Genomic DNA, 23,799 nt, shown 5'->3' on the forward strand with positions numbered 1-23,799 from the left:
GACGTTCAACACGCTTTTTCATTTATGACATATACTATCGTGATGAATGTCTAAGAAAGTGGTGTTGAATATGTATTATCCGTATGAAGGTATGTGGAATGGTTACTCATATGACAGGCAGATGCAAGGATGGCCATCACTCCCTATTCCTCAAGTTGGAGGATTTCCAGGGTTTCCAATCGGAGGAGGAGGCACTGGACCCGGATCAAGCGGATCAGCTCCGCCAGCTCCGCCGCAGCATATCATTTCGCAGTATCAGCAAGCATTATCACAGCCTCAAAGCATGCAGTCACTTATTTCAGGGCAAACAGGTGGAGGCCAGCAATCTGTTCAATTTGCAGCGGGATGTAATAGAAGATGGACGATTGTGTTCATGAGAAACGGTCAAGTGTTTTTAATGTATGTCCTATCCTCACAGCCTTTCGGAAGAACAACTGGCTTTATTTGGCCAAACTTTACATTTGGTTCCTTCCCAAGCTCGCGTATTCTAGCATATTCTTGTTCATAAAAGAAAAAGCCGGTTCTCATCAGCAGCTGATGAAATACCGGCTTTTTTTAGTGAATATTTCTAAATACGCCAATCACTTTACCTAGTATACTTACATTCTGTAAAATAATCGGTTCCATAGATGGGTTCTCTGGCTGTAATCTAAAGTGTGTATCTTCTTTATAGAAACGTTTCACTGTCGCTTCATCTTCCTCTGTCATGGCGACGACAATATCTCCATTGTTAGCGGTGCTTTGCTGACGCACAATGACATAGTCCTTGTCCAAAATTCCTGCATCAATCATACTTTCTCCCATAATTTCAAGCATAAATACTTGTTCATCTGGTGCTGCAAAAGTCTCTGGAAGAGGGAAGTATTCTTCTACATTCTCAACAGCCGTAATAGGCAGGCCTGCTGTTACTTTTCCGATGACTGGTACGTTCATTACAGCACTCTTAGGAATATTCATTTCCTCTTCATCTAGTACTTCGATCGCTCTAGGTTTTGTCGGGTCTCTTCTAATTAAGCCCTTTGTTTCTAGTCTAGCTAAATGTCCATGAACCGTTGAACTGGATGCTAGACCGACAGCTTCTCCAATTTCACGAACGGATGGGGGATAGCCCTTACTTTTTACTTCTTCTTTGATGAATGTCAGGATATCGAGTTGTCTTTTTGATAGCTTCGTCATCTTTTGCACCTCAAAACGTCAATTTTAAAGAAATTATAGCATGTTTTTCCTAACAGTACAAACATAGGTTCGAAAAAAACGTTTGACAGAAACGTTTGTTCGTATTTATAATGAGTGACAGAAAGAGCGAACACATATTCTGTTAGGAGAGATGACATTATGAGGTTAAAAGAATCTATTATTTTTATTGGGGTATTCTCATTCATCGTTGGCATATTTCTCTCACTTATTGCAGTCACAAGCCATAATGATCCAAATCAGTATGTTAAAATAGAGGTTCAATCAGGTGATACTCTTTGGGGGTTAGCTGATCAAGTAAACGACAGCAAATCAATCGACAAAAATGCGTTTATTGACTGGGTCACAGAACACAATGATCTTGCTTCAACGGAAATTCAGCCTGGTGACATTCTTGTCATACCAGTCAAAAAAGAGCATCCAGTCGTATATCAACTTGCAACAGTACAATAGAAAGGTCGATTGAAGTCATGAATGCAATCATCTATGCGAGAGTAAGCACTGTCAAAGAAGAGCAGGAAACCTCGCTGAAGAGACAAGAAGAAGAACTGCTGGCTTTAGCTGCTATGCACAAGATGAATGTGGTGAAAGTCATCAAAGAAAAAGCAAGCGGATATGATCTAGATCGTGATGGTGTGTTTGATATGCTAGCTACACTAAAAGAAGAGTCAATTGATGCCGTTCTTATCCAGGATGAAACGCGTCTCGGAAGAGGACAAGCAAAAATTGCGCTTCTTCATTGTCTTTTTAAAGAGAACGTAAAGGTGTACAGTACGTTTCATAGAGGCGAGCTTGAGCTTTCAGAAGCAGATGAAATGGTTATTGAGATCGTAGGAGTAGTTGAAGAGTATCAACGAAAAATTCATAACCTGAAAATCAAGCGGGGAATGAGAAGAGCTGTTGAGCGCGGGTATCAGCCCGAACTGAATTTAAAACAGCAGGATCATGCGCCTGGCCGTGAGCGTATTGAAGTGCCGATTTCAGAAATTGTTCGATTAAGAAAAAACAACATGACATTCGCAGAAATTGCAGCAACTCTTCAGGCGCTAGGTTTTGACATTTCAAAAGCAACGGTCCATAGAAGGTATCAAGAATATGAAAAAGGTCTGACCACCTAAAGCTTGATTTGTTGTCAAAATGATTGATATTTAGTAGTATGTAGAGAAAATGTTTTAAAGGAGTTTGTCATGATTTCTAAAAAGCAGCTTGCAAGAATCAATGAGCTTTCAAAAAAGTCGAAAGAGACCGGTTTATCAGACGCTGAAAAAACAGAACAAAAGCTATTGAGAGAAGAGTATTTAAAAGCTTTTCGTTCTTCTATGAAAAATACACTTAAAACCGTGAAAATCGTTGATCCTGAAGGAAACGATGTCACACCAGAAAAATTAAAAAGAGAAAGAGATCAAAACCTTCACTAAGTCTGTGATTTCTTAAATTTTGAAAAGATGGGAAGTATATTCTCATCTTTTTTCATATTTGCATAACTTTTTAGGTGATCGATAAACTAAATGTGACAAAATCACTCTTTTTCAGCGTGAAATAGTTGTGAAAAAAGGACAGTAGATTTATGATAATGGTGTACACAAGATACGGAAGGGGATTTATATGGAAACGATTGAATTGAAATCTATTGCAACAATACGTACTCTCTCCATAGACGCAATTGAAAAAGCGAATTCCGGTCACCCTGGAATGCCAATGGGTGCTGCACCAATGGCATACGCTTTATGGACGAATCACTTAAACGTAAGTCCGCAAAACCCTAATTGGTTTAACAGAGACCGTTTTGTTTTATCTGCGGGGCATGGTTCTATGCTTCTATATAGCATGCTTCATTTAAGCGGATACAACCTGAGCATCGATGATCTAAAACAATTCCGCCAATGGGGTAGCAAAACACCTGGACATCCTGAATTTGGACACACAGAGGGCGTAGATGCCACAACAGGTCCTTTAGGGCAGGGGATTGCCATGGCAGTTGGTATGGCACTTGCAGAAAGACATCTTGCGGAAACGTATAACAAAGACAACTTTGATGTTGTAGATCACTATACATACAGCATTTGCGGAGATGGGGACTTAATGGAGGGAATTTCCTCTGAAGCTGCTTCACTTGCTGGTCATTTAGGCTTAGGCCGTTTAATTGTTCTTTATGATTCAAATGATATTTCATTAGATGGCGACCTAGATCGTTCATTCTCTGAAAATGTGAAGAATCGTTTTGAAGCGATGAACTGGGAAGTTCTCTATGTGAAAGACGGCAACAACATTGAAGAAGTGACGGCTGCTATCGAAAAGGCTAAACAAAGCACAGACAGACCTACACTGATTGAAGTGAAAACAACGATTGGTTTCGGATCGCCTAACCGTGCAGGAACGTCTGGTGTGCATGGCGCACCGCTTGGCAGCGATGAAGCCAAGCTGACGAAGGAAGCTTACTCTTGGACGTTTGAAGAAGATTTCCATGTACCTTCTGAAGTGTACGATCATTTCAAAGAAGCTGTAAAAGACGCTGGTCAGAAAAAAGAAGCAGCTTGGAATGAACTATTTGAACAATATGAAAAAGAATACCCTGAGCTTGCAGCTCAACTGAAGCTTGCGATTGAAGGAAAGCTTCCTGAGAATTGGGATCAAGAGGTTCCTGTTTATGAAGCAGGTTCAAGTCTTGCCTCCCGCGCTTCTTCAGGCGAAGTATTAAATGGCATTGCGAAGCAAGTACCTTTCTTTATTGGTGGGTCTGCTGACCTTGCAGGTTCAAACAAAACAACGATTAAAAACACAGACGATTTTGGTAAAGATAATTATGCCGGCAAGAATATTTGGTTCGGTGTCAGAGAATTTGCAATGGGTGCCGCGTTAAACGGTATGGCACTTCACGGCGGCCTTCGTGTATTCGGCGGAACGTTCTTTGTTTTCTCAGATTACTTAAGACCAGCTATTCGTCTTGCTGCCTTAATGGGACTTCCAGTCACATATGTTTTTACTCATGACAGTATCGCTGTTGGTGAAGATGGTCCGACACATGAGCCGGTTGAACAGCTTGCTTCATTACGTGCGATGCCTAATCTTTCTGTTATTCGCCCAGCGGATGGAAACGAAACAGCTGCAGCGTGGAAACTTGCGGTATCTTCAACGGATAAACCGACAGCACTAGTTCTGACTCGTCAAAACCTTCCAACGATTGACCAAGCACCAGAGAAGGCGTATGAGGGAGTAGAAAAAGGTGGATACGTCGTCGTTGAAGCTGCTGATGCACAGCCCGAAGCACTTCTACTCGCTTCTGGATCTGAAGTCGGTTTAGCGATTGAAGCGCAAAAAGCACTTGAAAAAGAAGGGATCCGCGCGTCTGTTGTCAGTCTTCCTGCATGGGATCGTTTCGATCAGCAGTCAGATGAATACAAAGAATCAGTCCTTCCTACAGCAGTGCGGGCTCGTATTGCGATTGAAATGGGAGCTTCACTTGGCTGGGAGCGTTACACTGGTCTTGATGGTGACGTGATTGCCATTGATAAATTTGGTGCTTCTGCACCAGGTGAAACCATTATTGAGAAATACGGATTTACTGTCAGCAATGTGGTCAGCCGTGTGAAAGCAAAGCTGAACAAATAATCAATCTCCAAGCATCATGCTTTTTTTCCATCTGTTTGCAGAGCATTTTCATCCGCTCTGCAAACTTTTTTCTTTTTTCTTGTTTTTTTGACAAAACTAGTTTCTTCTTGCTTCATATATAGACAATTCTTTCTTTCGCATTTTTGTATAATACAAGCAATATACGAGATTGACGAAATGTGAAAGGAAGGGATAGACATGGAACGCCATTATTATATTTATTGGATTGAGGATGAATTTGCACATCATTATTTTGGCAGAGAATCGATTTTGTTTCATTTGTTTGAGTCGTTACACTGGACGAACCGCACGGAAGATGAATTGGTGATGCTTGTGAAACAAGTGGATTACGTGACGAAACGAATCCCTGCTTTTCATATGCACCAGCGATTAATGAACAACTTAACGAACATTCACTATACACAAATTGGCTCGATATACAGCGCTTCCTTACCTGATGGAAAAGGAACGGCTGCATTTATCATAAAAGACCGTTATATCCAAATGTCTGCCACCGGCAGTTACGAGGCAGAAGCGGTGTTTTTTGAAGTGCTGAGAAAAATTAGTCCTTGCTTTCTTGCGATGGACTTTGGTTCAAAGAAGCATGGGTGGCTCAATCCGGTAAAAGTGAGGAATTTTGTTTAAAAAAATAAAATTGAACGTGAAATGTTGTATAATAGCCTTTTGTTTAGTACACTTTATACGAGACAACATGAAGGAGGAAGAATTATGGATTTATGGGTTGTCATCCTTGTAGGCGTTGTTGCACTGCTTGCAGGAGTTGCACTCGGATTCTTTATTGCTCGTAAGTATATGATGAGCTACTTGAAAAAGAATCCACCAATTAATGAACAAATGCTTCGAATGATGATGATGCAAATGGGCATGAAACCGTCCCAGAAGAAAATCAATCAAATGATGAAAGCCATGAACAACCAAGCGAAATAATACGTACGATATTATGATCATAGATGGAACATGGTTATAAAGAATGGACAAGCGTTGTCCTTTCTTTATTGAATTCACCTTCATCAGACGCTTTAAAACCACTGTACTTGCATGAATAAAGCAGGGAAGGTGGTTTTTATTTTGGCGTCAGCCTCCTTAAAAAACAAAAAACCCCTGTCATCAGAGGTTTTTGTTTCGTTTATGGTCACACATATCAACTGTTCTAAAAATCGTGCAGCATGATAGATATCATGAGATATGATTAGTTGGCTGAGTTTGAGTGTAAGTGTCGTTGATATTGTAAGAGAAGATGATCTAGCTGCTGGCTATGTTCGATGGTCACTGTTGATGTCATCCCATTATGCAAGACAACTTTCATCAGCTCTTCTCTTTTTTCTTCGATTTGAGTTAATAATGATGTTTTTACCAAAGTCATGTTCCTTTCATGCAAATCTTGATAAAAAGAATCGATTTTATTATATCCATTTTAAGGTTTATTTTCAAATTTAAAGGATTCGTTATCTTGATGTCAAATTAAATTATATAAGGTTTTAAGAGAATAGACCATCTTTATTGAGAGGATGTAAAAAAAATGAAATGATTTTGTCATCTCTTATTGTATATTGTAAGAAGGGGGTGTTCTTTTGACAGATTTGAATTACTTTTTAGCTTTTGGAGCAGGGTTTCTTTCTTTTATCTCACCATGCTGTCTGCCGCTTTATCCAGCCTTTTTATCGTATATTACGGGCGTTAGTATAGATGAAGTGAAATCTGAGAAGGTGATGCTGAGAAGAAGAAGTCTGCTTCATACCTTATTCTTTTTAGTTGGGTTCTCTATTATATTTATTGCGATTGGCTTTGGGACATCGTTTGTTGGGAAGTTTTTTTATGATTACCATCAAGCAATTCGCCAGGTTGGAGCCATTCTCATTATTTTCTTTGGTTTTATGATTCTTGGTGTCTTCCAGCCTTCTTTCCTTATGGGGGAAAAGAGAATGCAGTTCAAAAATCGTCCTGCTGGTTTTTTTGGGTCAATTCTCATCGGAATGGGCTTTGCCGCTGGATGGACACCTTGTACAGGACCTATTTTATCTGCTGTTATCACACTTGCTGGCAACAATCCGGAGTCGGCTGTCACATATATGATTGCGTATGTATTCGGATTTGCCGTTCCGTTTTTTGTTCTATCCTTTTTCATCACGAAAATGACGTGGATCAGAAAGCGCCAGCAGCTTATCATGAGAATTGGCGGGATCATTATGATTGTGGTAGGGATATTGCTGTTCTTTGATCTTCTGACATGGATTATCATCATGTTCTCCTCATTGTTCGGCGGATTTACAGGCTTTTGAAATCGTTTTCTACAGTCGCGGCGAATGGTTTTTTTTCGTCAATTGGAGTATATTATACATAGGCTGACCTTAAAGAATAAAGGAATGATTTGATATGATGGTCTTGATCTCTTCTATAATTGCGATATGTATGGCGGTAGCCGTCATGTTTATTCGCATTAAGTCATCTGCAAAACCTGCAACCGCAAAAAAAATTATATTACCTCCTATTTTCATGAGCACTGGGGCACTAATGTTTTTTGTTCCTATGTTTCGAGTAACTGGGGCTGAATTTCTAGAGGCGATCACAGTGGGGATGTTTTTCTCCATATTTTTAATCAAAACATCGAAGTTTGAAATTAGAGGGAATGACATTTATTTAAAGCGATCAAAAGCATTTGTGTTTATTCTCATTGGACTTCTTGTTCTTCGTATCGGGATGAAGACCATCCTGAGTTCTTCTATTGATTATGGTTCTCTAAGCGGGATGTTTTGGATTCTTGCCTTTGGCATGATCGTACCTTGGCGCGTTGCTATGTATTTGTCGTTTAGAAAGCTGTCTAAGCAATTAGATCCGCAGCAGGTTCAAATGAATTAAACCTCCTTTTGATAAAGGAGGTTATTTTAATAACGATTCATATGGCGTGTGATCGATGTCTTTTTCTTGAAGGCGCTTCAGTAAAAACTTATGATCCCGCTTTGGGGTAGCGATAATATAGCCGCGAATGATTAAATCTAAATTAATGCTGGCAGCTTGTTCTTTTAAAGCCAGCTCGCCAATCTTTCCCGCAATTTTTTCTTTGGCGACATCTCTAAACAGCTCTGGAACAGGTAATACGAGTTCATTTAAAAGCTTTTTGTCTTCTTCCCGCCATAGGTGGAGGCTCTTTTGAATATATTCATCCTGCCAATCAAGCTCTGATTTCCCATCTTCCTTCGGCAATCGTTTTAAAAATTTGCGAAACATAAAAAAGCCACCGATTGCGAGTAATCCGATCATCACCGTACCCCAAAATAAAATGAACCACAAAAACCAGCCGCTTAACATGTTCTCACTCCTTATACCCCTCGTCTCTCTATCTTATTTTACATGAAGAGATGATAGAAGAAAATAACAAAAATGTATGTCTCTCATCTCTATGAACGCCTTTTTTCATTCATAACTGCCCATTTACTAGAAAGACCCAAACCATCTAGTAGAAAAAGAATACATTATCATATAGCGACTCTACTATTTGGCCATGGTGGTTCGCAAAAGGTATTGACTTGACACGAACGGAAGAGAGCCCACCAAATGAAGGTGGGCTCTTAATGTTTGAAGTGCGGGATTTGAAAGGAAAATGCCCCGCTTGGATAGTCGGAACTTTTTTTAATTCTTATCGAAATGATTCGGTTTTCGTATTCTGTTTCAATATCTTTGTCGTTCAGATAAAAAGGGAGCATGACACTTTTTTCAATTGGCTGTTCGCCTTCATCATTTGGCTTTTGTACCGTGTAACAGAGAGTCAGCTCATGTCCAGCGAAGGTCAGCTTTACATCAGTGATCGACAGGGTGGAGACATCAATCTCAATAATATAATCGCGGCTTGTTTCATAAAGATCAATTGGGAGGTGTTCATCATACCAGGCAAATGGATCATCCATTAAGACATTGAGCCAATCATCTATTTCTAGAAAATCAGAGGAATTCGATTGTTTTTCATTCTCCATAAACACTCCTCCATCACATCTCATAATAAATGATATGTTGAGAACTGAAATGTGTGAAAGACCTAAAACATCCCGCTTTGCCACGGGATGAGAGGAGGATGTTTACATATCATGATGAGAATTGTGCTTTTGTCTTGAATGGTTGCGGTTTTTTACTTTTTTACTGCCTGATAATGGCTCCGGCTGTCCGCTTTGATGTTCCTTAGGCGAGTTTTGACGGATGTCTTTTCCTGTGTTTTTATTCGTCATAATGTTTGCTCCTTTCTTATTGGTTTTTTTTACGTTTTTTATTATTTTGTCTTTGTTCTTCTGTTAAAACGAGTTGATCATTTTCAATATAGCCTGCACCATTTCCTTGGCTTTTGGCTGCGTTCATGCCGTCAATCACATGATTTGCTTTACGTTTTGTCATGTTCTATCACCTCAATTGTAGTATGAACCCGCTCTGCTTGGATTATGAAGAGTAATCATTTCCTAATGATAAGATAAACTTATTGAATTTAATAAAAGCATTGTTATTTACTTATGTATGAATTTGTTTTAAGATGAAATTGTGAGAAAATTGTGGTGAAATACGACGATTTTTCTGAGAATTGAAATTGATCTTGATCATCAAAAGGGGGATTTTGGACATGTCGAAACAGCAGCAAGTCGCTAAACAAGACGCTTTTCAATCTAGAAAAACGTTTTCGACAAATGGGAAAACGTATCACTATTATTCGTTAGAAGCACTAGAGAAACAAGGAATCGGAAATGTTTCTAAGCTGCCTTATTCCATTAAGGTACTTTTAGAATCAGTGCTTCGCCAAGTAGACGGTAGAGTGATCAAGAAGGAACACGTTGAAAACTTGGCAAAATGGGGAACTGCCGAGGTCAAAGAAATTGATGTTCCATTTAAACCTTCTCGTGTTATTTTACAAGACTTCACGGGTGTACCAGCCGTCGTTGACCTTGCTTCTTTAAGAAAAGCAATGGCAGATGTAGGCGGGGACCCGGATAAAATCAACCCTGAAATTCCAGTTGACCTTGTCATTGACCACTCAGTACAAGTTGATAAAGCTGGAACTGAAGATGCTTTAAACATTAACATGGATTTAGAATTCGAACGTAACGCAGAGCGTTATAACTTCCTTAGCTGGGCAAAGAAAGCGTTTAATAACTATCAAGCTGTTCCGCCTGCAACAGGGATTGTTCACCAAGTAAACTTAGAGTACCTTGCAAGTGTTGTTCATGCGATTGAAGAAGATGGCGAGATCATCACTTACCCAGATACATTGGTTGGTACCGACTCACATACAACCATGATCAACGGTATCGGCGTACTTGGATGGGGCGTTGGCGGTATTGAAGCGGAAGCTGGTATGCTCGGTCAGCCTTCATACTTCCCAGTACCAGAAGTCATTGGTGCTAAATTAGTTGGAGAGCTTCCAAACGGAACGACTGCAACTGACCTTGCATTAAAAGTGACACAAGTTCTGCGTGAAAAAGGCGTAGTGAACAAATTCGTTGAATTCTTCGGACCTGGAGTTGCACAGCTGCCGTTAGCGGATCGTGCAACGATTGCGAATATGGCGCCTGAATACGGTGCTACTTGCGGATTCTTCCCAGTAGATGAGGAAGCTCTTGCTTACCTTCGCCTTACTGGACGTGATGAAGAGCAAATTAATATCGTTGAAGAATATTCTCGCGCAAATGGCTTATTCTATACGCCAGATGCAGAAGAGCCAATTTTTACGGATGTTGTGGAAATTGACCTTTCTCAAATTGAATCAAACTTATCTGGTCCAAAGCGTCCACAAGATTTGATTCCACTTTCTGAAATGAAAGAGACGTTCCATCAGCACATTGAAAGCCCAGCTGGTAACCAAGGATTTGGCTTAGAAAAATCAGAGCTGGATAAACAAATTGAATTTGATCTAGCAAATGGTGAAAAAGCTGTGATGAAGACAGGTGCGATTGCGATTGCAGCGATTACGAGCTGTACGAATACATCGAACCCATACGTCTTAATCGGAGCAGGTCTTGTTGCGAAGAAAGCAAGTGAGCTTGGTATGAAGGTGCCAAACTACGTGAAAACGTCACTAGCACCAGGTTCTAAGGTTGTGACAGGATACCTCGTGAACTCAGGACTTCTTCCATACTTAAGAGACCTCGGATTTAACATCGTTGGGTATGGCTGTACAACATGTATCGGAAACTCAGGACCGCTTGCGCAAGAAATCGAGGATGCTGTCTCTGAAAATGATCTGCTGATCACTTCTGTTTTATCAGGTAACCGTAACTTTGAAGGGCGTATCCACCCGCTTGTGAAAGGAAACTACCTTGCATCTCCACCATTAGTTGTGGCGTATGCACTTGCTGGTACGGTGAATATTGATTTAACAAAAGACCCTATCGGTGTGGATAAAAATGGTGAGAACGTTTATTTCGATGATATTTGGCCATCAATGGACGAAATCAACAGCGTCGTCAAAAGCACTGTCACACCTGAGTTATTCCGTTCAGAGTATGAAACTGTTTTTGACAACAATGACCGCTGGAATGAAATTAAAACGACGGATGATGCATTGTACAAATGGGATGAAAATTCCACATACATTGATAACCCGCCATTCTTTGAAAACCTATCAGTTGAACCTGGTAAGGTTGAACCGCTTAAAGGCTTGCGCGTCGTTGCCAAGTTCGGTGACTCTGTGACAACTGACCATATTTCTCCTGCTGGAGCGATTGGTAAAGACACACCTGCGGGTAAATACTTGCAAGAAAGAGGCGTATCGCCTAGAGACTTTAACTCATACGGATCTCGCCGTGGTAACCACCATGTCATGATGAGAGGTACTTTTGCAAACATCCGTATTAAGAACCAAATCGCACCAGGAACTGAAGGCGGATATACAACTTATTGGCCAACTGGTGAAGTGACATCCATTTATGATGCATGCATGCGTTATAAAGAAGATGGAACAGGTCTTGCAATCTTAGCAGGTAAAGACTACGGAATGGGTTCTTCACGTGACTGGGCTGCAAAAGGAACAAACCTTCTTGGAATTAAATTTGTTCTAGCTGAAAGCTTTGAGCGTATCCATAGAAGTAACCTTGTCTTCATGGGCGTACTTCCTTTACAGTTTAAAGACGGAGAAAGTGCAGAAACTCATGGTCTAACAGGAACAGAAACATTTGAAGTTCATGTTGATGAAACAGTTCGTCCACGTGATCTTGTCACTGTGAAAGCAATTGATACAGATGGCAATGAGAAAATATTTGAAGTGGTTGTTCGTTTTGATAGTGAAGTCGAAATTGACTACTATCGTCATGGCGGTATCCTTCAAATGGTACTTCGTGAAAAATTGGCAAGCAACTAATACTCATACAGCAAAGAAGAGAAGGCGCCTAGACAGCTTTCTCTTCTTTTTTAAAATAGTGGAGGATCAATCATGTGGAAAAAAGGAATGGCAAGCGCTGTTTTACTTGTGTTGATTGGTTTACTTGTGTGGAATTTACTTGAACCAAAAGAGCCCGCAATCGGTCTTGAAAAAGGGGATCAAGCCCCTGATTTTGAACTTAAAACCCTAGATGGTCAAAAGGCCTCGTTATCTGATTATCAAGGGAAAAAGGTGCTCGTCAATTTTTGGGCGACATGGTGTAAGCCATGCAGGACAGAAATGCCGGATCTAAACGCAATTAGAAGCGAATATGATCAGGTCGAAGTACTTGCGGTGAATTTGACGACCACTGAAAAAAGTGTAGATCATGTTGCAGCATTTGCAGATGAATTAAAGCTGAGCTTTCCTATTTTATTGGATCAAAAAGGCATTCAAGCACGATATCAGGTGCTTTCATACCCCACGACATACATATTAGATGAAAAAGGACGAATCGTGTCTGTAAAGCATCAAATGCTGACAAAAAAAGAAATTGAGCAAGAGCTGGGTCTATAATGATTCAGCTTTTTTGCTTATTTTCTAAATGTTTTGGCGAAAATGAAATACAAACACTGGAGGTGAGTACAATGAGAAGAAGAAAACGACGTACATTTGAAGAGCTTGTACTTGAAAATAAAAAAGAATTATTAAGCAATGAGGAATTTTTAAACCAGCTTGAAGAAAAGTTGGAAGAGCGTTTTAGACAGAAATAAGTTATGAATTATCCTTTTTCGTTCATCCTAAAGAAGAGGGAGGGATGAATGATGGGCAGAGAGCATGATAAACAAGCGCAGTTTACACCAGACCATTTAGGGACAAAACCTGTAGCGTACAAACGTAATAAAGGAAAAAAGATGCATAATAAATCAAATGAACAGCCTGATGTCATACAGACGAAGGGCGAATAAGGAGGGAATCATGATGAATGGAAAGTCATATCAATCCAATCCAGATGATCGTTCTGATAATGTTGAAAAGCTGCAAGATATGATCGAAAACACCCTTGACAATATCGATGAATCTGAAGCAGCGATGGCCCTTTCGACAGATCAAGAAAAACAGATGATCAAGCAAAAAAATGAAAATAGAAAAATGAGTATTGATGCCATGCGCTCTGAGATCAAGGACGAAGAAGCAGCAAGAAAAAATGGCTATACCGAATAAACCAGGGATTCCTGGTTTATTTTATTGCCTCCTTTTAGAAGAACCATTTCGATTGTGGTAAAATGGCAGAGACCTTAGGTTTTGATAGGAGAGCGATGAAAACGTGTATGTATCTAAAAAAGAAATAGAAGTCCGTTATGCAGAAACAGACCAAATGGGCATCGTGTATCATGCCAATTATTTAATCTGGATGGAAGTCGGCAGAACAGCATTGATTAAAGAATTAGGATTTTCCTATGCGCAGCTAGAAGCAGACGGCGCTCTTGCACCCGTTATAGATTTACAGGTGCAATATAAAAAACCATTGCTGTACGGTGAAACAGCGACAGTTCATACGTGGATTGAAGAATACAATGGACTCAAAACGGTGTATGGCTACGAAATTCAAAAGCCTGATGGGCAAACAGCGATTACAGGGACAACCTCACATATTTGTGTAGACAAAGAAACCTTTAGACCTATTCAATTTAGAAAAGCTTTTCCTGCCTGGCACAAAGTATACGAACAGTCGAAGAAGCAGGTTTAATTCATGGCGTTTGGTATTAAAAGAAGCGATCTAAATGCGTGGAAATCAGCTGTCCAGCAAGGAGAACTGGCCTTTTTAACCCATTATTGGCTTGATGACCGTTTCCCGCATGCCAATACCGTCACTAAAGCAGCCTGTCAGGATATGAAGCAGTTAATTGAGTGGGGAGAAAAACATGGACTCAAAAAAGAATGGATTCATGACCGCGCAGGGTTTCCACACTTTGACTTGCTTGGTGAACCACAAAAAAGAATCCTGCAAAAGGAGCGGTCTTTAGGAAACATTCATGAGTATGGGCTATATATTGAAGGATAAAACAAAAAAGATACCCGAGGGATGAGGTATCTTTTTTGTTTATTCATAATGAAACTCTGGTTCTTTCACGGACTCGTTATAATCAATATGCAGATCATGGTTGTCAAAATACCAAATATCACTTTCTTCAACAAAGAAAGTAATACCTTCTATTTCAGCGGTTGCGCCGGCATTTTGAGGTTCATCTTTTGCGACGCCGAGAGAAAAGCCTTTTTGTACATTACTGCACCCGCCATATCTCACAAAAAAGCGAACTTGATCACCTTTTTCTAAATCTAGTTCATCCTTGTACCAATTGAGTGCATCTTCTTTTATCGTTAATTTCAATGTGATCGCCCCTTTTTGAAGTCATGCTGTTTTTTTAAATGCAGGATGCAAAAACAGCTTTTCTTTCCTTTTACCACATAATGAAACTTATGAAACGGCTAGAGCCATTTGATTTTCGGTTCAGTTTTGTTGAGGATTCGTTTGAGGTTGGCGATGTGTCTGTAGATCACAAAACCAGCTAGAACGGCAACAACAATGATTAAGAATACGTCTTTGGTGAAAATGCTGTAAATGAATGTATAGATACCGGTCAGCATAGATGATAGTGAAACATATTTACTAATGTATAAAAATAAGAAAAAAGCAGCGATCATCGTGATAAATAAGAATGGGGCATAAAATAATAACACGCCGCCAGATGTAGCGACTGCTTTTCCCCCTTTAAATTTTGCAAAGACAGGAAAGCTGTGACCGATAACAGCAGCAACTCCTGCTAATAAGGGATGAATGTCCAGTTGCATGAAAAACGGTAAAGCAGAAGCAAGGGTTCCCTTTAAAATATCAGCTGAAATCACGATAGACCCTGCTTTTACGCCAAGTGTACGAAATGCATTCGTTGCACCTAGGTTTCCGCTGCCATGTTCACGGATATCGATACCCTTTGCAGCTTTCCCGACAATGAGACCGGATGGAATACTGCCGAGAAGATAAGCCAAAATAAACATCAAAGCAATTAACATCTGCATAACTCCTTTATATTCTCCCTCTTGTCTTACATTTTAACATGATCTTATGAAAAACATGGGGATCTTTTTTTGAAAAAATCAAAAGCAGATGGATTCAGCTTTGTTTTTAAGCAGAAGTTCGCTAAAATAGAGGAAAAGGGGTGTTTGGATGAATCATCCTACGAAACAAGAAATTGGCCGTATATTAAAGAGCAGTAAACGAATTGCTGTTGTTGGATTATCAGATCAGCCGCACCGAACGTCTTATATGGTGTCTAAAGCGATGCAAGATGCCGGATATGAGATCATTCCGGTGAACCCAACGATTGATGAAGCACTTGGTGTGAAAGCAGTCGCTTCTTTAAAGGACATCAAAGATCCTGTTGATATCGTCAATGTCTTTAGACGTTCAGAGTTTTTGCCCGAGGTGGCAGAAGAATTTCTTGAAATGGACGCACCTGTTTTTTGGGCGCAGCAAGGCATCTATCACGAGGAAGCGAAAAGGCTGATTGAGGAAAATGGCAAGGTCGCCATCATGGATTTATGTATCAAGGTGGCTCATGCAATGACAAAAACTCATTAAATCGTCAAAAATCCTTGGTTTTCAAGGATTTTTGCTTTTTTGTTGCAGAAATATATTTGCGATTCTAGAAGAAAGCGATAAAATAAGGCGACAGGGACATAGCGGTGACCTTGCATATCAAGAAAAAGAGCGATAAGATGAAGGTAGAACGTTTGTTCTGTTTTGTGAAAACCATCATATGATTGCATTTGGCTTATCAAACAGTCTTGTTTATAATGGACTTCTAGTTCTGATTGCAGAATGTAGAACATTCTCATAGCCGTGCAAAAGAGCATGTTTTGTTGATTCACACATGCATGGTGATGATGCAGCTTATTAAAGTGGACAGTAATGAGCAGCATGATCATCATTAAAATCTAGAGAGATCATTTGATGGTTTGCCGGTTATGTTTGTTAGTGAAAGGGGATTAAGCATTTGGTTAAAAAGCAGCAAGTAGATTATAACGATGATTCTATTCAGGTGCTAGAGGGACTTGAAGCGGTCCGTAAACGTCCAGGGATGTATATTGGGTCTACGGATTCACGCGGTCTTCATCACCTTGTCTATGAGATTGTAGACAACTCTGTCGATGAAGTGCTCGCTGGCCATGGAGATCATATCATTGTCAAAATACATAAAGATAACAGCATTTCCGTCCAAGATAAAGGACGCGGGATGCCTACTGGTATGCATAAGCTTGGAAAACCGACACCTGAGATCATTTTAACGGTCCTTCACGCAGGCGGAAAATTTGGTCAAGGCGGATATAAAACAAGTGGTGGGCTTCACGGAGTTGGGGCATCTGTAGTAAACGCGCTGTCAGAATGGCTCACTGTCACAATTGAACGCGACGGCTTTATTTATCATCAGCGCTTTGAAAACGGCGGAAAGCCTGCCACATCACTTGAAAAAGTCGGAAAAACGAAAAAAACAGGAACACTGATTCATTTTAAACCTGATCCAACTATGTTCAGTGTCACGACCTATAACTTCGATACTTTATCAGAACGTTTAAGAGAATCTGCCTTTTTATTAAAAGGATTAAAAATAGAGCTGATTGATGAACGACATGATGTACAAGAAACCTTTTATTATGAGACGGGCATTGAAGCCTTCGTTGCTTATTTAAATGAAGAAAAAGATGTTCTGAGTGAAGTGGTCTCATTTGAAGGAGAGCATCAATCCATCGAAGTAGATTTTGCTTTTCAATTCAATGACGGCTACTCGGAGAATATTCTTTCTTTCGTCAATAACGTCAGAACGAAAGATGGCGGTACGCATGAGTCTGGTGCCAAAACGGCGATGACGAGAGCCTTTAATGAATATGCACGCAAAGTAGCCCTTTTAAAAGAAAAAGACAAAAATTTAGAAGGCACTGATATTCGCGAAGGACTGTCAGCCATTATTTCTGTCAGAATTCCTGAAGAACTGCTTCAATTTGAAGGCCAGACAAAAGGAAAGCTTGGGACAAGTGAGGCTCGCTCGGCTGTTGATGCTGTTATTTCTGAAAAGCTGGCTTATTTCCTTGAAGAAAACCGGGAAACAGCCACTCTTCTTGTGAAAAAAGCGATTAAAGCGCAGCAGGCAAGAGAAGCTGCTAGAAGAGCACGTGAAGAAGCAAGGAGCGGCAAGAAACGGAAAAAGTCCGAAGCAACACTGAGCGGAAAATTAACACCTGCTCAATCTAGAAACCCAGCAAGAAACGAATTGTACCTAGTAGAGGGCGACTCAGCGGGCGGATCAGCAAAGCAAGGGCGTGACCGTAAATTCCAAGCGGTGCTGCCGCTTCGTGGAAAGGTCATCAACACAGAAAAAGCGAAGCTTGCTGATATTTTCAAAAATGAAGAAATCAACACCATTATTCATGCGATCGGTGGAGGCGTCGGTGTCGATTTTAATGTAGAAGACATCAATTATGACAAAATCGTGATCATGACAGATGCTGATACAGATGGAGCGCATATTCAAGTGCTTCTACTGACGTTCTTCTACCGCTATATGAAGCCGCTGATTGAGCATGGCAAAGTGTTTATTGCACTACCGCCTTTATATAAAGTCAGCAAGGGCTCAGGGAAAAAAGAAATCATTGAGTACGCATGGTCTGATGAAGAAATGGATGACGTACTGAAGAAAGTTGGAAAAGGGTACACGATTCAGCGCTATAAAGGTTTAGGTGAAATGAACGCCGACCAGCTATGGGAAACGACAATGAATCCAGAATCGAGAACACTTGTCAGGGTCAAAATCGACGATGCTGCACGTGTGGAACGCCGCGTCACGACATTGATGGGTGACAAAGTAGAACCACGACGTAAATGGATTGAAAAGAATGTCGCCTTTGGACTTGATGAGGAAAGCAACATTCTTGAAAATGAAAACTTGTCGCTAGCTGAGGAGGTTTAAACATGGCACAACAAGAACGATTTCATGATTTACCATTAGAAGAAGTGATCGGAGACCGGTTTGGTCGCTATAGTAAATATATTATCCAAGACCGTGCGCTTCCAGATGCGCGAGATGGACTAAAGCCTGTACAACGAAGAATCTTATATGCGATGTACGCAGAAGGAAACACGCAAGATAAAAACTTCCGTAAAGCCGCGAAAACAGTCGGTAACGTGATTGGTAACTATCATCCGCACGGTGACTCATCTGTTTATGAAGCGATGGTGAGAATGAGTCAGAATTGGAAAGTACGAAATGTGCTCATTGAGATGCATGGGAATAACGGGAGTATCGATGGAGATCCGCCTGCTGCCATGCGTTATACGGAAGCAAGGCTTTCTGCCATTGCTTCAGAGCTATTAAAGGACTTAGACAAGGAAACGGTCGAATTTGTCGCAAACTTTGATGATACAAGCAAGGAGCCAGTTGTTTTACCAGCGATGTTTCCAAACCTTCTCGTGAATGGATCAACAGGGATTTCAGCAGGTTATGCCACCGATATCCCGCCGCATCATCTGGGAGAAGTGATTGATGGTGTCATTAAACGAATCGAACAGCCGCATTGTACGGTTGAGGATTTAATGACAGTCATCAAAGGTCCAGATTTCCCAACAGGCGGTATCATTCAAGGGGTCGACGGCATTAAGAAGGCTTATGAAACAGGAAAAGGAAAGATTATGATTCGCGGAAAAGCGGAAATTGAAACCATCCGCGGCGGACGCCAGCAAATCGTGATCACAGAAATTCCTTATGAAGTGAATAAAGCCAATCTTGTCAAAAAGATGGACGAGTTCCGAATTGAAAGAAAAGTTGAAGGAATTTCAGAGGTTCGAGATGAGACTGACCGAACTGGGCTTCGAATCGTGGTAGAGCTGAAAAAAGAAGCAGATGCAAATGGTGTCTTGAATTTCTTATATAAAAACTCAGATCTGCAAATTCCATATAACTTTAATATGGTGGCGATACATAATCGTAGACCAACCTTAATGACGCTGACAACTATACTTGATGCATATATTGCCCATCAAAAAGAAGTGGTGACGAACCGCTCAGCATATGAGCTTCGAAAAGCGAAGGAACGCCACCATATTGTAGACGGATTAATTAAGGCGCTTTCCATCTTAGATGAAGTCATTGCCACAATCCGCTCCTCTAATGATAAGCGAGATGCGAAAAACAACTTGATGGAGAAATATGACTTTACAGAAGCACAATCAGAAGCGATTGTTTCCCTCCAGTTATATCGTTTAACGAATACGGATATTACGCAATTAAGAGACGAAGCTAGTGAGCTTGATGTGCGTATAACAGAACTTGAAGACATTTTAGGTAACGAGAAAAAGCTGCTAAAGGTCATTACAAACAGTTTGAAAAAGCTCAAAAAGACATATGCTGATGAGAGACGATCTGTCATTGAGGAAAAAATCGAAGAAATTAAGATTAACCTTGAAGTGATGATCGCCTCAGAGGATGTTTACGTCACGGTGACGAAGGATGGGTACATCAAACGGACAAGCCAGCGCTCCTATGCTGCATCTAACGGTAAGGACTTTGGCATGAAGGATACAGACCGCCTGATTCATCAGTTTGAAATGAATACAACGGATGTCCTCCTATTGTTCACGAATAAAGGGAGCTATATTTATTGTCCAGTTCATCAGCTGCCAGACATACGCTGGAAAGACATGGGGCAGCATATTACGAATATCATTTCAATTGATCGTGATGAATCAATTCAAAAAGCCATTCCAATTAAAGAATTTGATGAAACGTCGTATCTTCTGTTCTTTACAAAAGGTGGAATGGTGAAGAAAACAGAGCTTCTTCAATATAAAGCGCAGCGCTATTCGAAACCGCTTGTCGCCTTGAACCTAAAAGGGGACGATGAACTCGTGGATGTTCATGTGACAACAGGACAGCAGGAATTGTTTATTGCGACGAAGAATGGCTATGGATTGTGGTTTGATGAAGAAGAAGTAAGTGTTGTTGGTCCGAGAGCGGCTGGTGTCAAAGGAATCAACTTGAAGGATGGGGACGAAGTAGTCTCTGGCCAGATCATTGATCCGAAAAACGATGTCCTCGTGCTGACGACTCAAAGAGGGGCTGTGAAGCGAATGAACCTCTCTGAATTTGATAAAACATCTAGAGCCAAACGCGGAGTTCTGATGCTAAGAGAATTAAAGAAAAACCCGCACCGTATTGTGGCTGTTATTGCTGCATCACTGCACGATACACTTGAGATTGATACGGATAAGGGTGCAACGATTCCGCTTGATATCTCTACTTTAAGAGCGAATGACCGCTATAGCAATGGATCATTTATTGTAGATGAGGAAGAGCAGGGAGAAGTAACACATGTCCTTGTCACACCTCAACCTGCGCCAGATGATAATAAATAAGCAAACGAAAACCCCCTGCGATAAACAGGGGGTTTCTTTTATATACGGGTCATTTAGCTCTCGTGGTTGCCAAACATGCTTGTAATGGCGTGCACTACTTCAATTCCTTGGTAGACGAAAAGAGAAAGTGAAGTGACAGAGAATAGACCTAGAATGAATACTCTTAAGAAAAATAACATCGTGTAAAACCTCCCAATTTTTGTTTTGATTTAGATGGTTGGGTTAAACACGAGATAGTCGGAAATAAGAAGATTGATAGAATACTGCAAGTAAATGCTTCTTTTTCCGGTCAAATTGATCAGTATGAGTGATGCGTGCAAATCCAGCTGTCATACTGCCAATCATCAGCAGTACTGTAAATGCGGCAAATACTGCGCTCACATGTTTTTGTTTCTTTTCATCGCCCATTGTCTGAGCGATTTTCATTTCATGTGATTCTTGATCGGCAACCACCTTTGCATGATGGTATACCTGAACGGAATGAGGCATTGAGAACAAATGAAAACTTGCGAGTGCTATAAATAAGACAGCTAATTTTAGCAGCATATTTTTTTTCATTTTTCTCACCCCTTCCTGTTTATTTTCATGATCTTATCACGTTTTCTGTTATTTGAAAAGTCTTATTTTTTTACTTTCCCTCTTTAAAAAAGCGATAAACATCAGGACATTTATAGGACTGTTTCACTTCATGAAAGGTTTCAATTTTATTTTTTAAATTTAAAAAAAGTGCCATGATCGAGGATCAGACACTTTTAGTGAACTTGTAATGAACGCGGTTTTGCTACAGCTTTTGTAAAGATTCCTGCAATACATATGGCGAATAAAACAAAAATAAAGGCATGAAGCAATCCTACTTGTTTGGCAAGCAGCCCTAATATAGGCGGCCCAGAAAGAGAGGCTGTATAACCTGATAAGGTCACAATGCTGACGCGTTTCACGGCGTACCGGCTATCATCACCAGCTGCAGAAATGGTTAGCGGGAAGCCTAAAGAAGCGCCAAGTCCCCATAAAAAGATCGATATCATACATACAACAAGTGAAATCTTTAAAATGACCAGAAATAGTCCGGCGGCGGCTGATAAAATCGCAATTCTTAGCAATAACACCCTGCCGAAACGATCGATCAAACGTCCGCTGATTAGTCTGCCGCTAATCATCCCGCATAAAAATAAAGCATAGATGACTGTACTCATGGAATGTGAAACCTGGTAGCCATCCACCATTGCAAGTGGAATCCAATCATTGGCAGACCCTTCGACAAACGCAAGACATAAGGCGATCATCGCAAGAGAGACTGTTCGTTTGTTCAGCCATGGCGTTCGAGTATCATCTATTGTATCTGACTGCTTCTCATGCTGATCCTTTCCTGTACCGTGCGGAATAAACCGTGTGCAAATCAAGATGCTGAGAAAGAAAAGAAGGGCAATGACAAGTAGGTGATTCAGCACAGAGACCCCTAGATGGATAAAAAGAATGCCAGCTCCTGCTCCAATTAAAGTGCCAATGCTAAAGGAAGCGTGCAATATAGGCAAAATGGTTTTCTTGATACTGTATTCAATTTCTGTCCCTTCTAGGTTCATCGCCACATTGCACATACCTGAGCCTGCTCCAAAAAGAAATAGACCGGCAGTGACGACAAAGATAGAAGAGAGTGTTGAACCAATGGCAAGAGTGGTGAATCCAAGGAACATCAAAAAAGCACTGATCACAATCGCCACGCGGCCGCCTTTTTTTCGAACAAATACATTTGAAAGAACAAGCCCGACAATTGAACCAACGGATAAGCCAAGTAAAATAAGTCCCATCGTTCCTGTATTGGCTTGTAATAAATCTCTGACTTCCGGTGTCCGTGAAAACCATGTAGAGATGGAAATTCCAGACATCGTGAAAATGACTATTATCGCTTTATACCACTTTAATTCCATCTAATCCCTCACATTTAAAGATGTATCTGTCACTGAACAAATCTACTCGATTATAAATGAGATGGGCTGATTCGTAAATAACTTGAGGCAGGAACATGAACAATTCTAGTCAAAAGAAATCTTGCCTTCCCAATTCTTCTGACGAGAAGGTAAAATAAACATAAAGGGGGAGGAAGCATGAAGTCATATCGTATCGGTGTGTTGAAAGGAGACGGGATTGGGCCAGAAATTGTACAAGCAAATATGCGCATCTTAAAGGCAGCGCTATCACAGTTTCAGGAGTCATTTGTGGAATATGTCGAATGTCCAATTGGCTTTGAAGCCATCCACTCTCACCAAGATCCTGTGCCAGCATCTACTATAGAAGAATTAAAAAAGTGCCATGGGTGGATTTTAGGTCCTCATGATTCTGCCTCATATCCAGAGATATTGACAGAGAGGAGAAATCCAAGCGGAGAGCTCCGTCATACGTTTGATTTATTTGCAAACATTCGTCCATCTCAATCATTACCTGGGGTACAGGGCCTTGTGCAAAACGTCGATCTCGTGATTTTTCGAGAGAACACAGAAGGCTTTTATCCAGATCGGAACATGTATCATGGGGTAGGAGAGTGGATGATTACGCCAGAGGTCGCTATATCCACAGGTGTGTTTACCAAAAAAGCGATTACACGTATTGCTCATGCAGCTTTTCAAAGTGCAATGGAGCGCAGGCGAAAGGTGACCATTGTTCACAAGGCAAACGTAATCAAATTAGGATCTGGTTTATTTCTGCGAACATGCCAAGAGGTGGCAAAAGCATATCCGCACGTGACAGTAGAAGATCTACATATCGATGCAATGGCAGCTCACTTAGTAAGACGTGCCGGTGATTTTGATGTCATTGTGACAGAGAATATGTTTGGGGATATTTTATCGGATTTAACAGGGGAACTAGTCGGAAGTTTAGGGATCGCCCCTTCATTAAATTGTAACGAAAACCAAGCGATGGCACAGGCAGCACATGGATCAGCACCGGATATTGCTGGGCAAAATATCGCCAATCCCATGGGGTTAATTCTTTCTACAGTCATGCTTTTTGACTGGTTATATGTGAAATATCATGATGACAGGCTGAAAAAGACGGCTGTTCTTATAAGACGCACTCTGGATGAGATGATGAAAATGAACATAAAAACGAAGGATTTAGGAGGAAGGGAAACCACGACACAATTCACAGATGCATTCATTCAAATGATGAATCAGGATAAATAGAA

31 protein-coding genes are annotated in these 23,799 nt (G+C 40.7%); 20 read left to right on the top strand and 11 right to left on the bottom strand.

Annotated features, from left to right (window positions below):
- Positions 1-70 precede the first annotated feature (70 nt).
- Positions 71-508 carry a hypothetical protein gene (locus ACP7A0_RS02420; protein ID WP_034660769.1) on the top strand — a complete coding sequence of 146 codons (438 nt, stop codon included), beginning with the start codon at positions 71-73 and terminating at the stop codon, positions 506-508.
- A 47-nt stretch (positions 509-555) separates the two neighbouring features.
- On the opposite strand, the gene lexA is transcribed toward ACP7A0_RS02420, so the two are convergent.
- On the bottom strand, positions 556-1,176 hold the full coding sequence (lexA, locus tag ACP7A0_RS02425) for a transcriptional repressor LexA (protein ID WP_003212311.1): 621 nt from the start codon (positions 1,174-1,176) through the stop codon (positions 556-558).
- A 159-nt stretch (positions 1,177-1,335) separates the two neighbouring features.
- Between lexA and yneA the strand changes: the two genes are divergently transcribed.
- From yneA to ACP7A0_RS02455, 6 genes are all read left to right on the top strand, one after another.
- Positions 1,336-1,647: a cell division suppressor protein YneA gene (gene yneA / locus ACP7A0_RS02430; protein WP_034660770.1), complete on the top strand. Its 312-nt coding sequence runs from the start codon at positions 1,336-1,338 to the stop codon at positions 1,645-1,647.
- Positions 1,648-1,664: 17 nt separating this feature from the next.
- Complete coding sequence (locus tag ACP7A0_RS02435; protein WP_003211322.1) at positions 1,665-2,312, top strand: YneB family resolvase-like protein; 648 nt, start codon at positions 1,665-1,667, stop codon at positions 2,310-2,312.
- Between the two features lie 69 nt (positions 2,313-2,381).
- Positions 2,382-2,612 carry a DUF896 domain-containing protein gene (locus tag ACP7A0_RS02440; protein ID WP_034660771.1) on the top strand — a complete coding sequence of 77 codons (231 nt, stop codon included), beginning with the start codon at positions 2,382-2,384 and terminating at the stop codon, positions 2,610-2,612.
- A gap of 187 nt (positions 2,613-2,799) precedes the next feature.
- On the top strand, positions 2,800-4,803 hold the full coding sequence (gene tkt / locus ACP7A0_RS02445; RefSeq protein WP_060596422.1) for a transketolase: 2,004 nt from the start codon (positions 2,800-2,802) through the stop codon (positions 4,801-4,803).
- 198 nt (positions 4,804-5,001) lie between these two features.
- Positions 5,002-5,448, top strand: coding sequence for a sporulation inhibitor of replication protein SirA (gene sirA / locus ACP7A0_RS02450; RefSeq protein WP_012010100.1), 447 nt, complete (start codon positions 5,002-5,004; stop codon positions 5,446-5,448).
- Between the two features lie 84 nt (positions 5,449-5,532).
- The gene (locus ACP7A0_RS02455) at positions 5,533-5,751 is read left to right on the top strand and encodes a YneF family protein (protein WP_003212379.1); all 219 of its coding nucleotides are present in this window, start codon (positions 5,533-5,535) and stop codon (positions 5,749-5,751) included.
- Positions 5,752-6,013: 262 nt separating this feature from the next.
- On the opposite strand, the gene ACP7A0_RS02460 is transcribed toward ACP7A0_RS02455, so the two are convergent.
- On the bottom strand, positions 6,014-6,187 hold the full coding sequence (locus ACP7A0_RS02460; RefSeq protein WP_369810454.1) for an aspartyl-phosphate phosphatase Spo0E family protein: 174 nt from the start codon (positions 6,185-6,187) through the stop codon (positions 6,014-6,016).
- 208 nt (positions 6,188-6,395) lie between these two features.
- Here ACP7A0_RS02460 and ACP7A0_RS02465 point away from each other — a divergent pair, with 208 nt between their 5' ends.
- Positions 6,396-7,103: a cytochrome c biogenesis CcdA family protein gene (locus ACP7A0_RS02465; RefSeq protein ID WP_060596423.1), complete on the top strand. Its 708-nt coding sequence runs from the start codon at positions 6,396-6,398 to the stop codon at positions 7,101-7,103.
- 94 nt (positions 7,104-7,197) lie between these two features.
- Entirely contained in the window at positions 7,198-7,680 is a 483-nt protein-coding gene (locus ACP7A0_RS02470; RefSeq protein ID WP_034660774.1) for a CcdC family protein, read from the top strand.
- A gap of 21 nt (positions 7,681-7,701) precedes the next feature.
- Here ACP7A0_RS02470 and ACP7A0_RS02475 read toward each other — a convergent pair whose 3' ends face one another.
- The 4 genes from ACP7A0_RS02475 to sspO all read right to left on the bottom strand — a co-directional run bounded on the left by ACP7A0_RS02475 (position 7,702) and on the right by sspO (position 9,204).
- Positions 7,702-8,130: a DUF2621 domain-containing protein gene (locus tag ACP7A0_RS02475; RefSeq protein ID WP_034660775.1), complete on the bottom strand. Its 429-nt coding sequence runs from the start codon at positions 8,128-8,130 to the stop codon at positions 7,702-7,704.
- 260 nt (positions 8,131-8,390) lie between these two features.
- Complete coding sequence (locus tag ACP7A0_RS02480; RefSeq protein ID WP_106042006.1) at positions 8,391-8,792, bottom strand: Hsp20/alpha crystallin family protein; 402 nt, start codon at positions 8,790-8,792, stop codon at positions 8,391-8,393.
- 102 nt (positions 8,793-8,894) lie between these two features.
- Positions 8,895-9,041 (bottom strand): small acid-soluble spore protein P, encoded by a 147-nt coding sequence (locus ACP7A0_RS02485; protein WP_066030853.1) that lies wholly within the window; start codon positions 9,039-9,041, stop codon positions 8,895-8,897.
- Positions 9,042-9,057: 16 nt separating this feature from the next.
- A complete protein-coding gene (sspO, locus tag ACP7A0_RS02490; protein WP_003210995.1) occupies positions 9,058-9,204 on the bottom strand; it encodes a small acid-soluble spore protein O in 147 nt (48 codons plus the stop codon).
- Between the two features lie 220 nt (positions 9,205-9,424).
- On the opposite strand from sspO, the gene acnA reads away from it, so the two are divergent.
- The 7 genes from acnA to ACP7A0_RS02525 all read left to right on the top strand — a co-directional run bounded on the left by acnA (position 9,425) and on the right by ACP7A0_RS02525 (position 14,219).
- Positions 9,425-12,154, top strand: coding sequence for an aconitate hydratase AcnA (gene acnA, locus ACP7A0_RS02495; protein WP_034660778.1), 2,730 nt, complete (start codon positions 9,425-9,427; stop codon positions 12,152-12,154).
- 72 nt (positions 12,155-12,226) lie between these two features.
- Positions 12,227-12,730 (top strand): TlpA family protein disulfide reductase, encoded by a 504-nt coding sequence (locus tag ACP7A0_RS02500; RefSeq protein WP_426004128.1) that lies wholly within the window; start codon positions 12,227-12,229, stop codon positions 12,728-12,730.
- Between the two features lie 71 nt (positions 12,731-12,801).
- Positions 12,802-12,927 (top strand): FbpB family small basic protein, encoded by a 126-nt coding sequence (locus ACP7A0_RS02505; protein WP_003211002.1) that lies wholly within the window; start codon positions 12,802-12,804, stop codon positions 12,925-12,927.
- A 51-nt stretch (positions 12,928-12,978) separates the two neighbouring features.
- Entirely contained in the window at positions 12,979-13,122 is a 144-nt protein-coding gene (locus ACP7A0_RS02510; protein WP_008357830.1) for an acid-soluble spore protein N, read from the top strand.
- A 13-nt stretch (positions 13,123-13,135) separates the two neighbouring features.
- Positions 13,136-13,378 (top strand): small acid-soluble spore protein Tlp, encoded by a 243-nt coding sequence (gene tlp / locus ACP7A0_RS02515; RefSeq protein WP_003211760.1) that lies wholly within the window; start codon positions 13,136-13,138, stop codon positions 13,376-13,378.
- Positions 13,379-13,481: 103 nt separating this feature from the next.
- Positions 13,482-13,904 (top strand): acyl-CoA thioesterase, encoded by a 423-nt coding sequence (locus tag ACP7A0_RS02520; RefSeq protein ID WP_034660781.1) that lies wholly within the window; start codon positions 13,482-13,484, stop codon positions 13,902-13,904.
- 3 nt (positions 13,905-13,907) lie between these two features.
- A complete protein-coding gene (locus ACP7A0_RS02525) occupies positions 13,908-14,219 on the top strand; it encodes a hypothetical protein (RefSeq protein ID WP_426004132.1) in 312 nt (103 codons plus the stop codon).
- Between the two features lie 39 nt (positions 14,220-14,258).
- On the opposite strand, the gene ACP7A0_RS02530 is transcribed toward ACP7A0_RS02525, so the two are convergent.
- Positions 14,259-14,546: a HesB/YadR/YfhF family protein gene (locus ACP7A0_RS02530; RefSeq protein ID WP_003210876.1), complete on the bottom strand. Its 288-nt coding sequence runs from the start codon at positions 14,544-14,546 to the stop codon at positions 14,259-14,261.
- A 98-nt stretch (positions 14,547-14,644) separates the two neighbouring features.
- A complete protein-coding gene (plsY, locus tag ACP7A0_RS02535; RefSeq protein WP_060596428.1) occupies positions 14,645-15,226 on the bottom strand; it encodes a glycerol-3-phosphate 1-O-acyltransferase PlsY in 582 nt (193 codons plus the stop codon).
- 154 nt (positions 15,227-15,380) lie between these two features.
- Between plsY and ACP7A0_RS02540 the strand changes: the two genes are divergently transcribed.
- From ACP7A0_RS02540 to parC, 3 genes are all read left to right on the top strand, one after another.
- Entirely contained in the window at positions 15,381-15,794 is a 414-nt protein-coding gene (locus ACP7A0_RS02540; protein WP_034660785.1) for a CoA-binding protein, read from the top strand.
- Positions 15,795-16,209: 415 nt separating this feature from the next.
- The gene (gene parE, locus ACP7A0_RS02545) at positions 16,210-18,177 is read left to right on the top strand and encodes a DNA topoisomerase IV subunit B (protein ID WP_060596429.1); all 1,968 of its coding nucleotides are present in this window, start codon (positions 16,210-16,212) and stop codon (positions 18,175-18,177) included.
- A 2-nt stretch (positions 18,178-18,179) separates the two neighbouring features.
- Positions 18,180-20,618, top strand: coding sequence for a DNA topoisomerase IV subunit A (parC, locus tag ACP7A0_RS02550; RefSeq protein WP_060596430.1), 2,439 nt, complete (start codon positions 18,180-18,182; stop codon positions 20,616-20,618).
- Positions 20,619-20,671: 53 nt separating this feature from the next.
- On the opposite strand, the gene ACP7A0_RS02555 is transcribed toward parC, so the two are convergent.
- The 3 genes from ACP7A0_RS02555 to ACP7A0_RS02565 all read right to left on the bottom strand — a co-directional run bounded on the left by ACP7A0_RS02555 (position 20,672) and on the right by ACP7A0_RS02565 (position 22,543).
- Entirely contained in the window at positions 20,672-20,797 is a 126-nt protein-coding gene (locus ACP7A0_RS02555; protein ID WP_008343787.1) for a hypothetical protein, read from the bottom strand.
- A gap of 43 nt (positions 20,798-20,840) precedes the next feature.
- Positions 20,841-21,176: a hypothetical protein gene (locus ACP7A0_RS02560; RefSeq protein WP_034660789.1), complete on the bottom strand. Its 336-nt coding sequence runs from the start codon at positions 21,174-21,176 to the stop codon at positions 20,841-20,843.
- Between the two features lie 194 nt (positions 21,177-21,370).
- Entirely contained in the window at positions 21,371-22,543 is a 1,173-nt protein-coding gene (locus tag ACP7A0_RS02565) for an MFS transporter (protein WP_426004136.1), read from the bottom strand.
- A 177-nt stretch (positions 22,544-22,720) separates the two neighbouring features.
- Between ACP7A0_RS02565 and ACP7A0_RS02570 the strand changes: the two genes are divergently transcribed.
- A complete protein-coding gene (locus tag ACP7A0_RS02570; RefSeq protein WP_426004138.1) occupies positions 22,721-23,797 on the top strand; it encodes an isocitrate/isopropylmalate dehydrogenase family protein in 1,077 nt (358 codons plus the stop codon).
- The last annotated feature ends 2 nt before the right edge of the window (positions 23,798-23,799 follow it).

This window comes from Bacillus sp. DWP3-1 (assembly GCF_049896565.1).
GTDB lineage: Bacteria > Bacillota > Bacilli > Bacillales > Bacillaceae > Bacillus.

Coding starts and splice junctions, on each gene's coding strand:
- ACP7A0_RS02420 (WP_034660769.1), top strand. CDS start 71: ATGTATTATCCGTATGAAGGTATGTGGAATGGTTACTCATATGACAGG.
- lexA (WP_003212311.1), bottom strand. CDS start 1,176: ATGACGAAGCTATCAAAAAGACAACTCGATATCCTGACATTCATCAAA.
- yneA (WP_034660770.1), top strand. CDS start 1,336: ATGAGGTTAAAAGAATCTATTATTTTTATTGGGGTATTCTCATTCATC.
- ACP7A0_RS02435 (WP_003211322.1), top strand. CDS start 1,665: ATGAATGCAATCATCTATGCGAGAGTAAGCACTGTCAAAGAAGAGCAG.
- ACP7A0_RS02440 (WP_034660771.1), top strand. CDS start 2,382: ATGATTTCTAAAAAGCAGCTTGCAAGAATCAATGAGCTTTCAAAAAAG.
- tkt (WP_060596422.1), top strand. CDS start 2,800: ATGGAAACGATTGAATTGAAATCTATTGCAACAATACGTACTCTCTCC.
- sirA (WP_012010100.1), top strand. CDS start 5,002: ATGGAACGCCATTATTATATTTATTGGATTGAGGATGAATTTGCACAT.
- ACP7A0_RS02455 (WP_003212379.1), top strand. CDS start 5,533: ATGGATTTATGGGTTGTCATCCTTGTAGGCGTTGTTGCACTGCTTGCA.
- ACP7A0_RS02460 (WP_369810454.1), bottom strand. CDS start 6,187: ATGACTTTGGTAAAAACATCATTATTAACTCAAATCGAAGAAAAAAGA.
- ACP7A0_RS02470 (WP_034660774.1), top strand. CDS start 7,198: ATGATGGTCTTGATCTCTTCTATAATTGCGATATGTATGGCGGTAGCC.
- ACP7A0_RS02475 (WP_034660775.1), bottom strand. CDS start 8,130: ATGTTAAGCGGCTGGTTTTTGTGGTTCATTTTATTTTGGGGTACGGTG.
- ACP7A0_RS02480 (WP_106042006.1), bottom strand. CDS start 8,792: ATGGAGAATGAAAAACAATCGAATTCCTCTGATTTTCTAGAAATAGAT.
- ACP7A0_RS02485 (WP_066030853.1), bottom strand. CDS start 9,041: ATGACGAATAAAAACACAGGAAAAGACATCCGTCAAAACTCGCCTAAG.
- sspO (WP_003210995.1), bottom strand. CDS start 9,204: ATGACAAAACGTAAAGCAAATCATGTGATTGACGGCATGAACGCAGCC.
- acnA (WP_034660778.1), top strand. CDS start 9,425: ATGTCGAAACAGCAGCAAGTCGCTAAACAAGACGCTTTTCAATCTAGA.
- ACP7A0_RS02500 (WP_426004128.1), top strand. CDS start 12,227: ATGTGGAAAAAAGGAATGGCAAGCGCTGTTTTACTTGTGTTGATTGGT.
- ACP7A0_RS02505 (WP_003211002.1), top strand. CDS start 12,802: ATGAGAAGAAGAAAACGACGTACATTTGAAGAGCTTGTACTTGAAAAT.
- ACP7A0_RS02510 (WP_008357830.1), top strand. CDS start 12,979: ATGGGCAGAGAGCATGATAAACAAGCGCAGTTTACACCAGACCATTTA.
- tlp (WP_003211760.1), top strand. CDS start 13,136: ATGAATGGAAAGTCATATCAATCCAATCCAGATGATCGTTCTGATAAT.
- ACP7A0_RS02525 (WP_426004132.1), top strand. CDS start 13,908: ATGGCGTTTGGTATTAAAAGAAGCGATCTAAATGCGTGGAAATCAGCT.
- plsY (WP_060596428.1), bottom strand. CDS start 15,226: ATGTTAATTGCTTTGATGTTTATTTTGGCTTATCTTCTCGGCAGTATT.
- ACP7A0_RS02540 (WP_034660785.1), top strand. CDS start 15,381: ATGAATCATCCTACGAAACAAGAAATTGGCCGTATATTAAAGAGCAGT.
- parC (WP_060596430.1), top strand. CDS start 18,180: ATGGCACAACAAGAACGATTTCATGATTTACCATTAGAAGAAGTGATC.
- ACP7A0_RS02555 (WP_008343787.1), bottom strand. CDS start 20,797: ATGTTATTTTTCTTAAGAGTATTCATTCTAGGTCTATTCTCTGTCACT.
- ACP7A0_RS02560 (WP_034660789.1), bottom strand. CDS start 21,176: ATGAAAAAAAATATGCTGCTAAAATTAGCTGTCTTATTTATAGCACTC.
- ACP7A0_RS02565 (WP_426004136.1), bottom strand. CDS start 22,543: ATGGAATTAAAGTGGTATAAAGCGATAATAGTCATTTTCACGATGTCT.
- ACP7A0_RS02570 (WP_426004138.1), top strand. CDS start 22,721: ATGAAGTCATATCGTATCGGTGTGTTGAAAGGAGACGGGATTGGGCCA.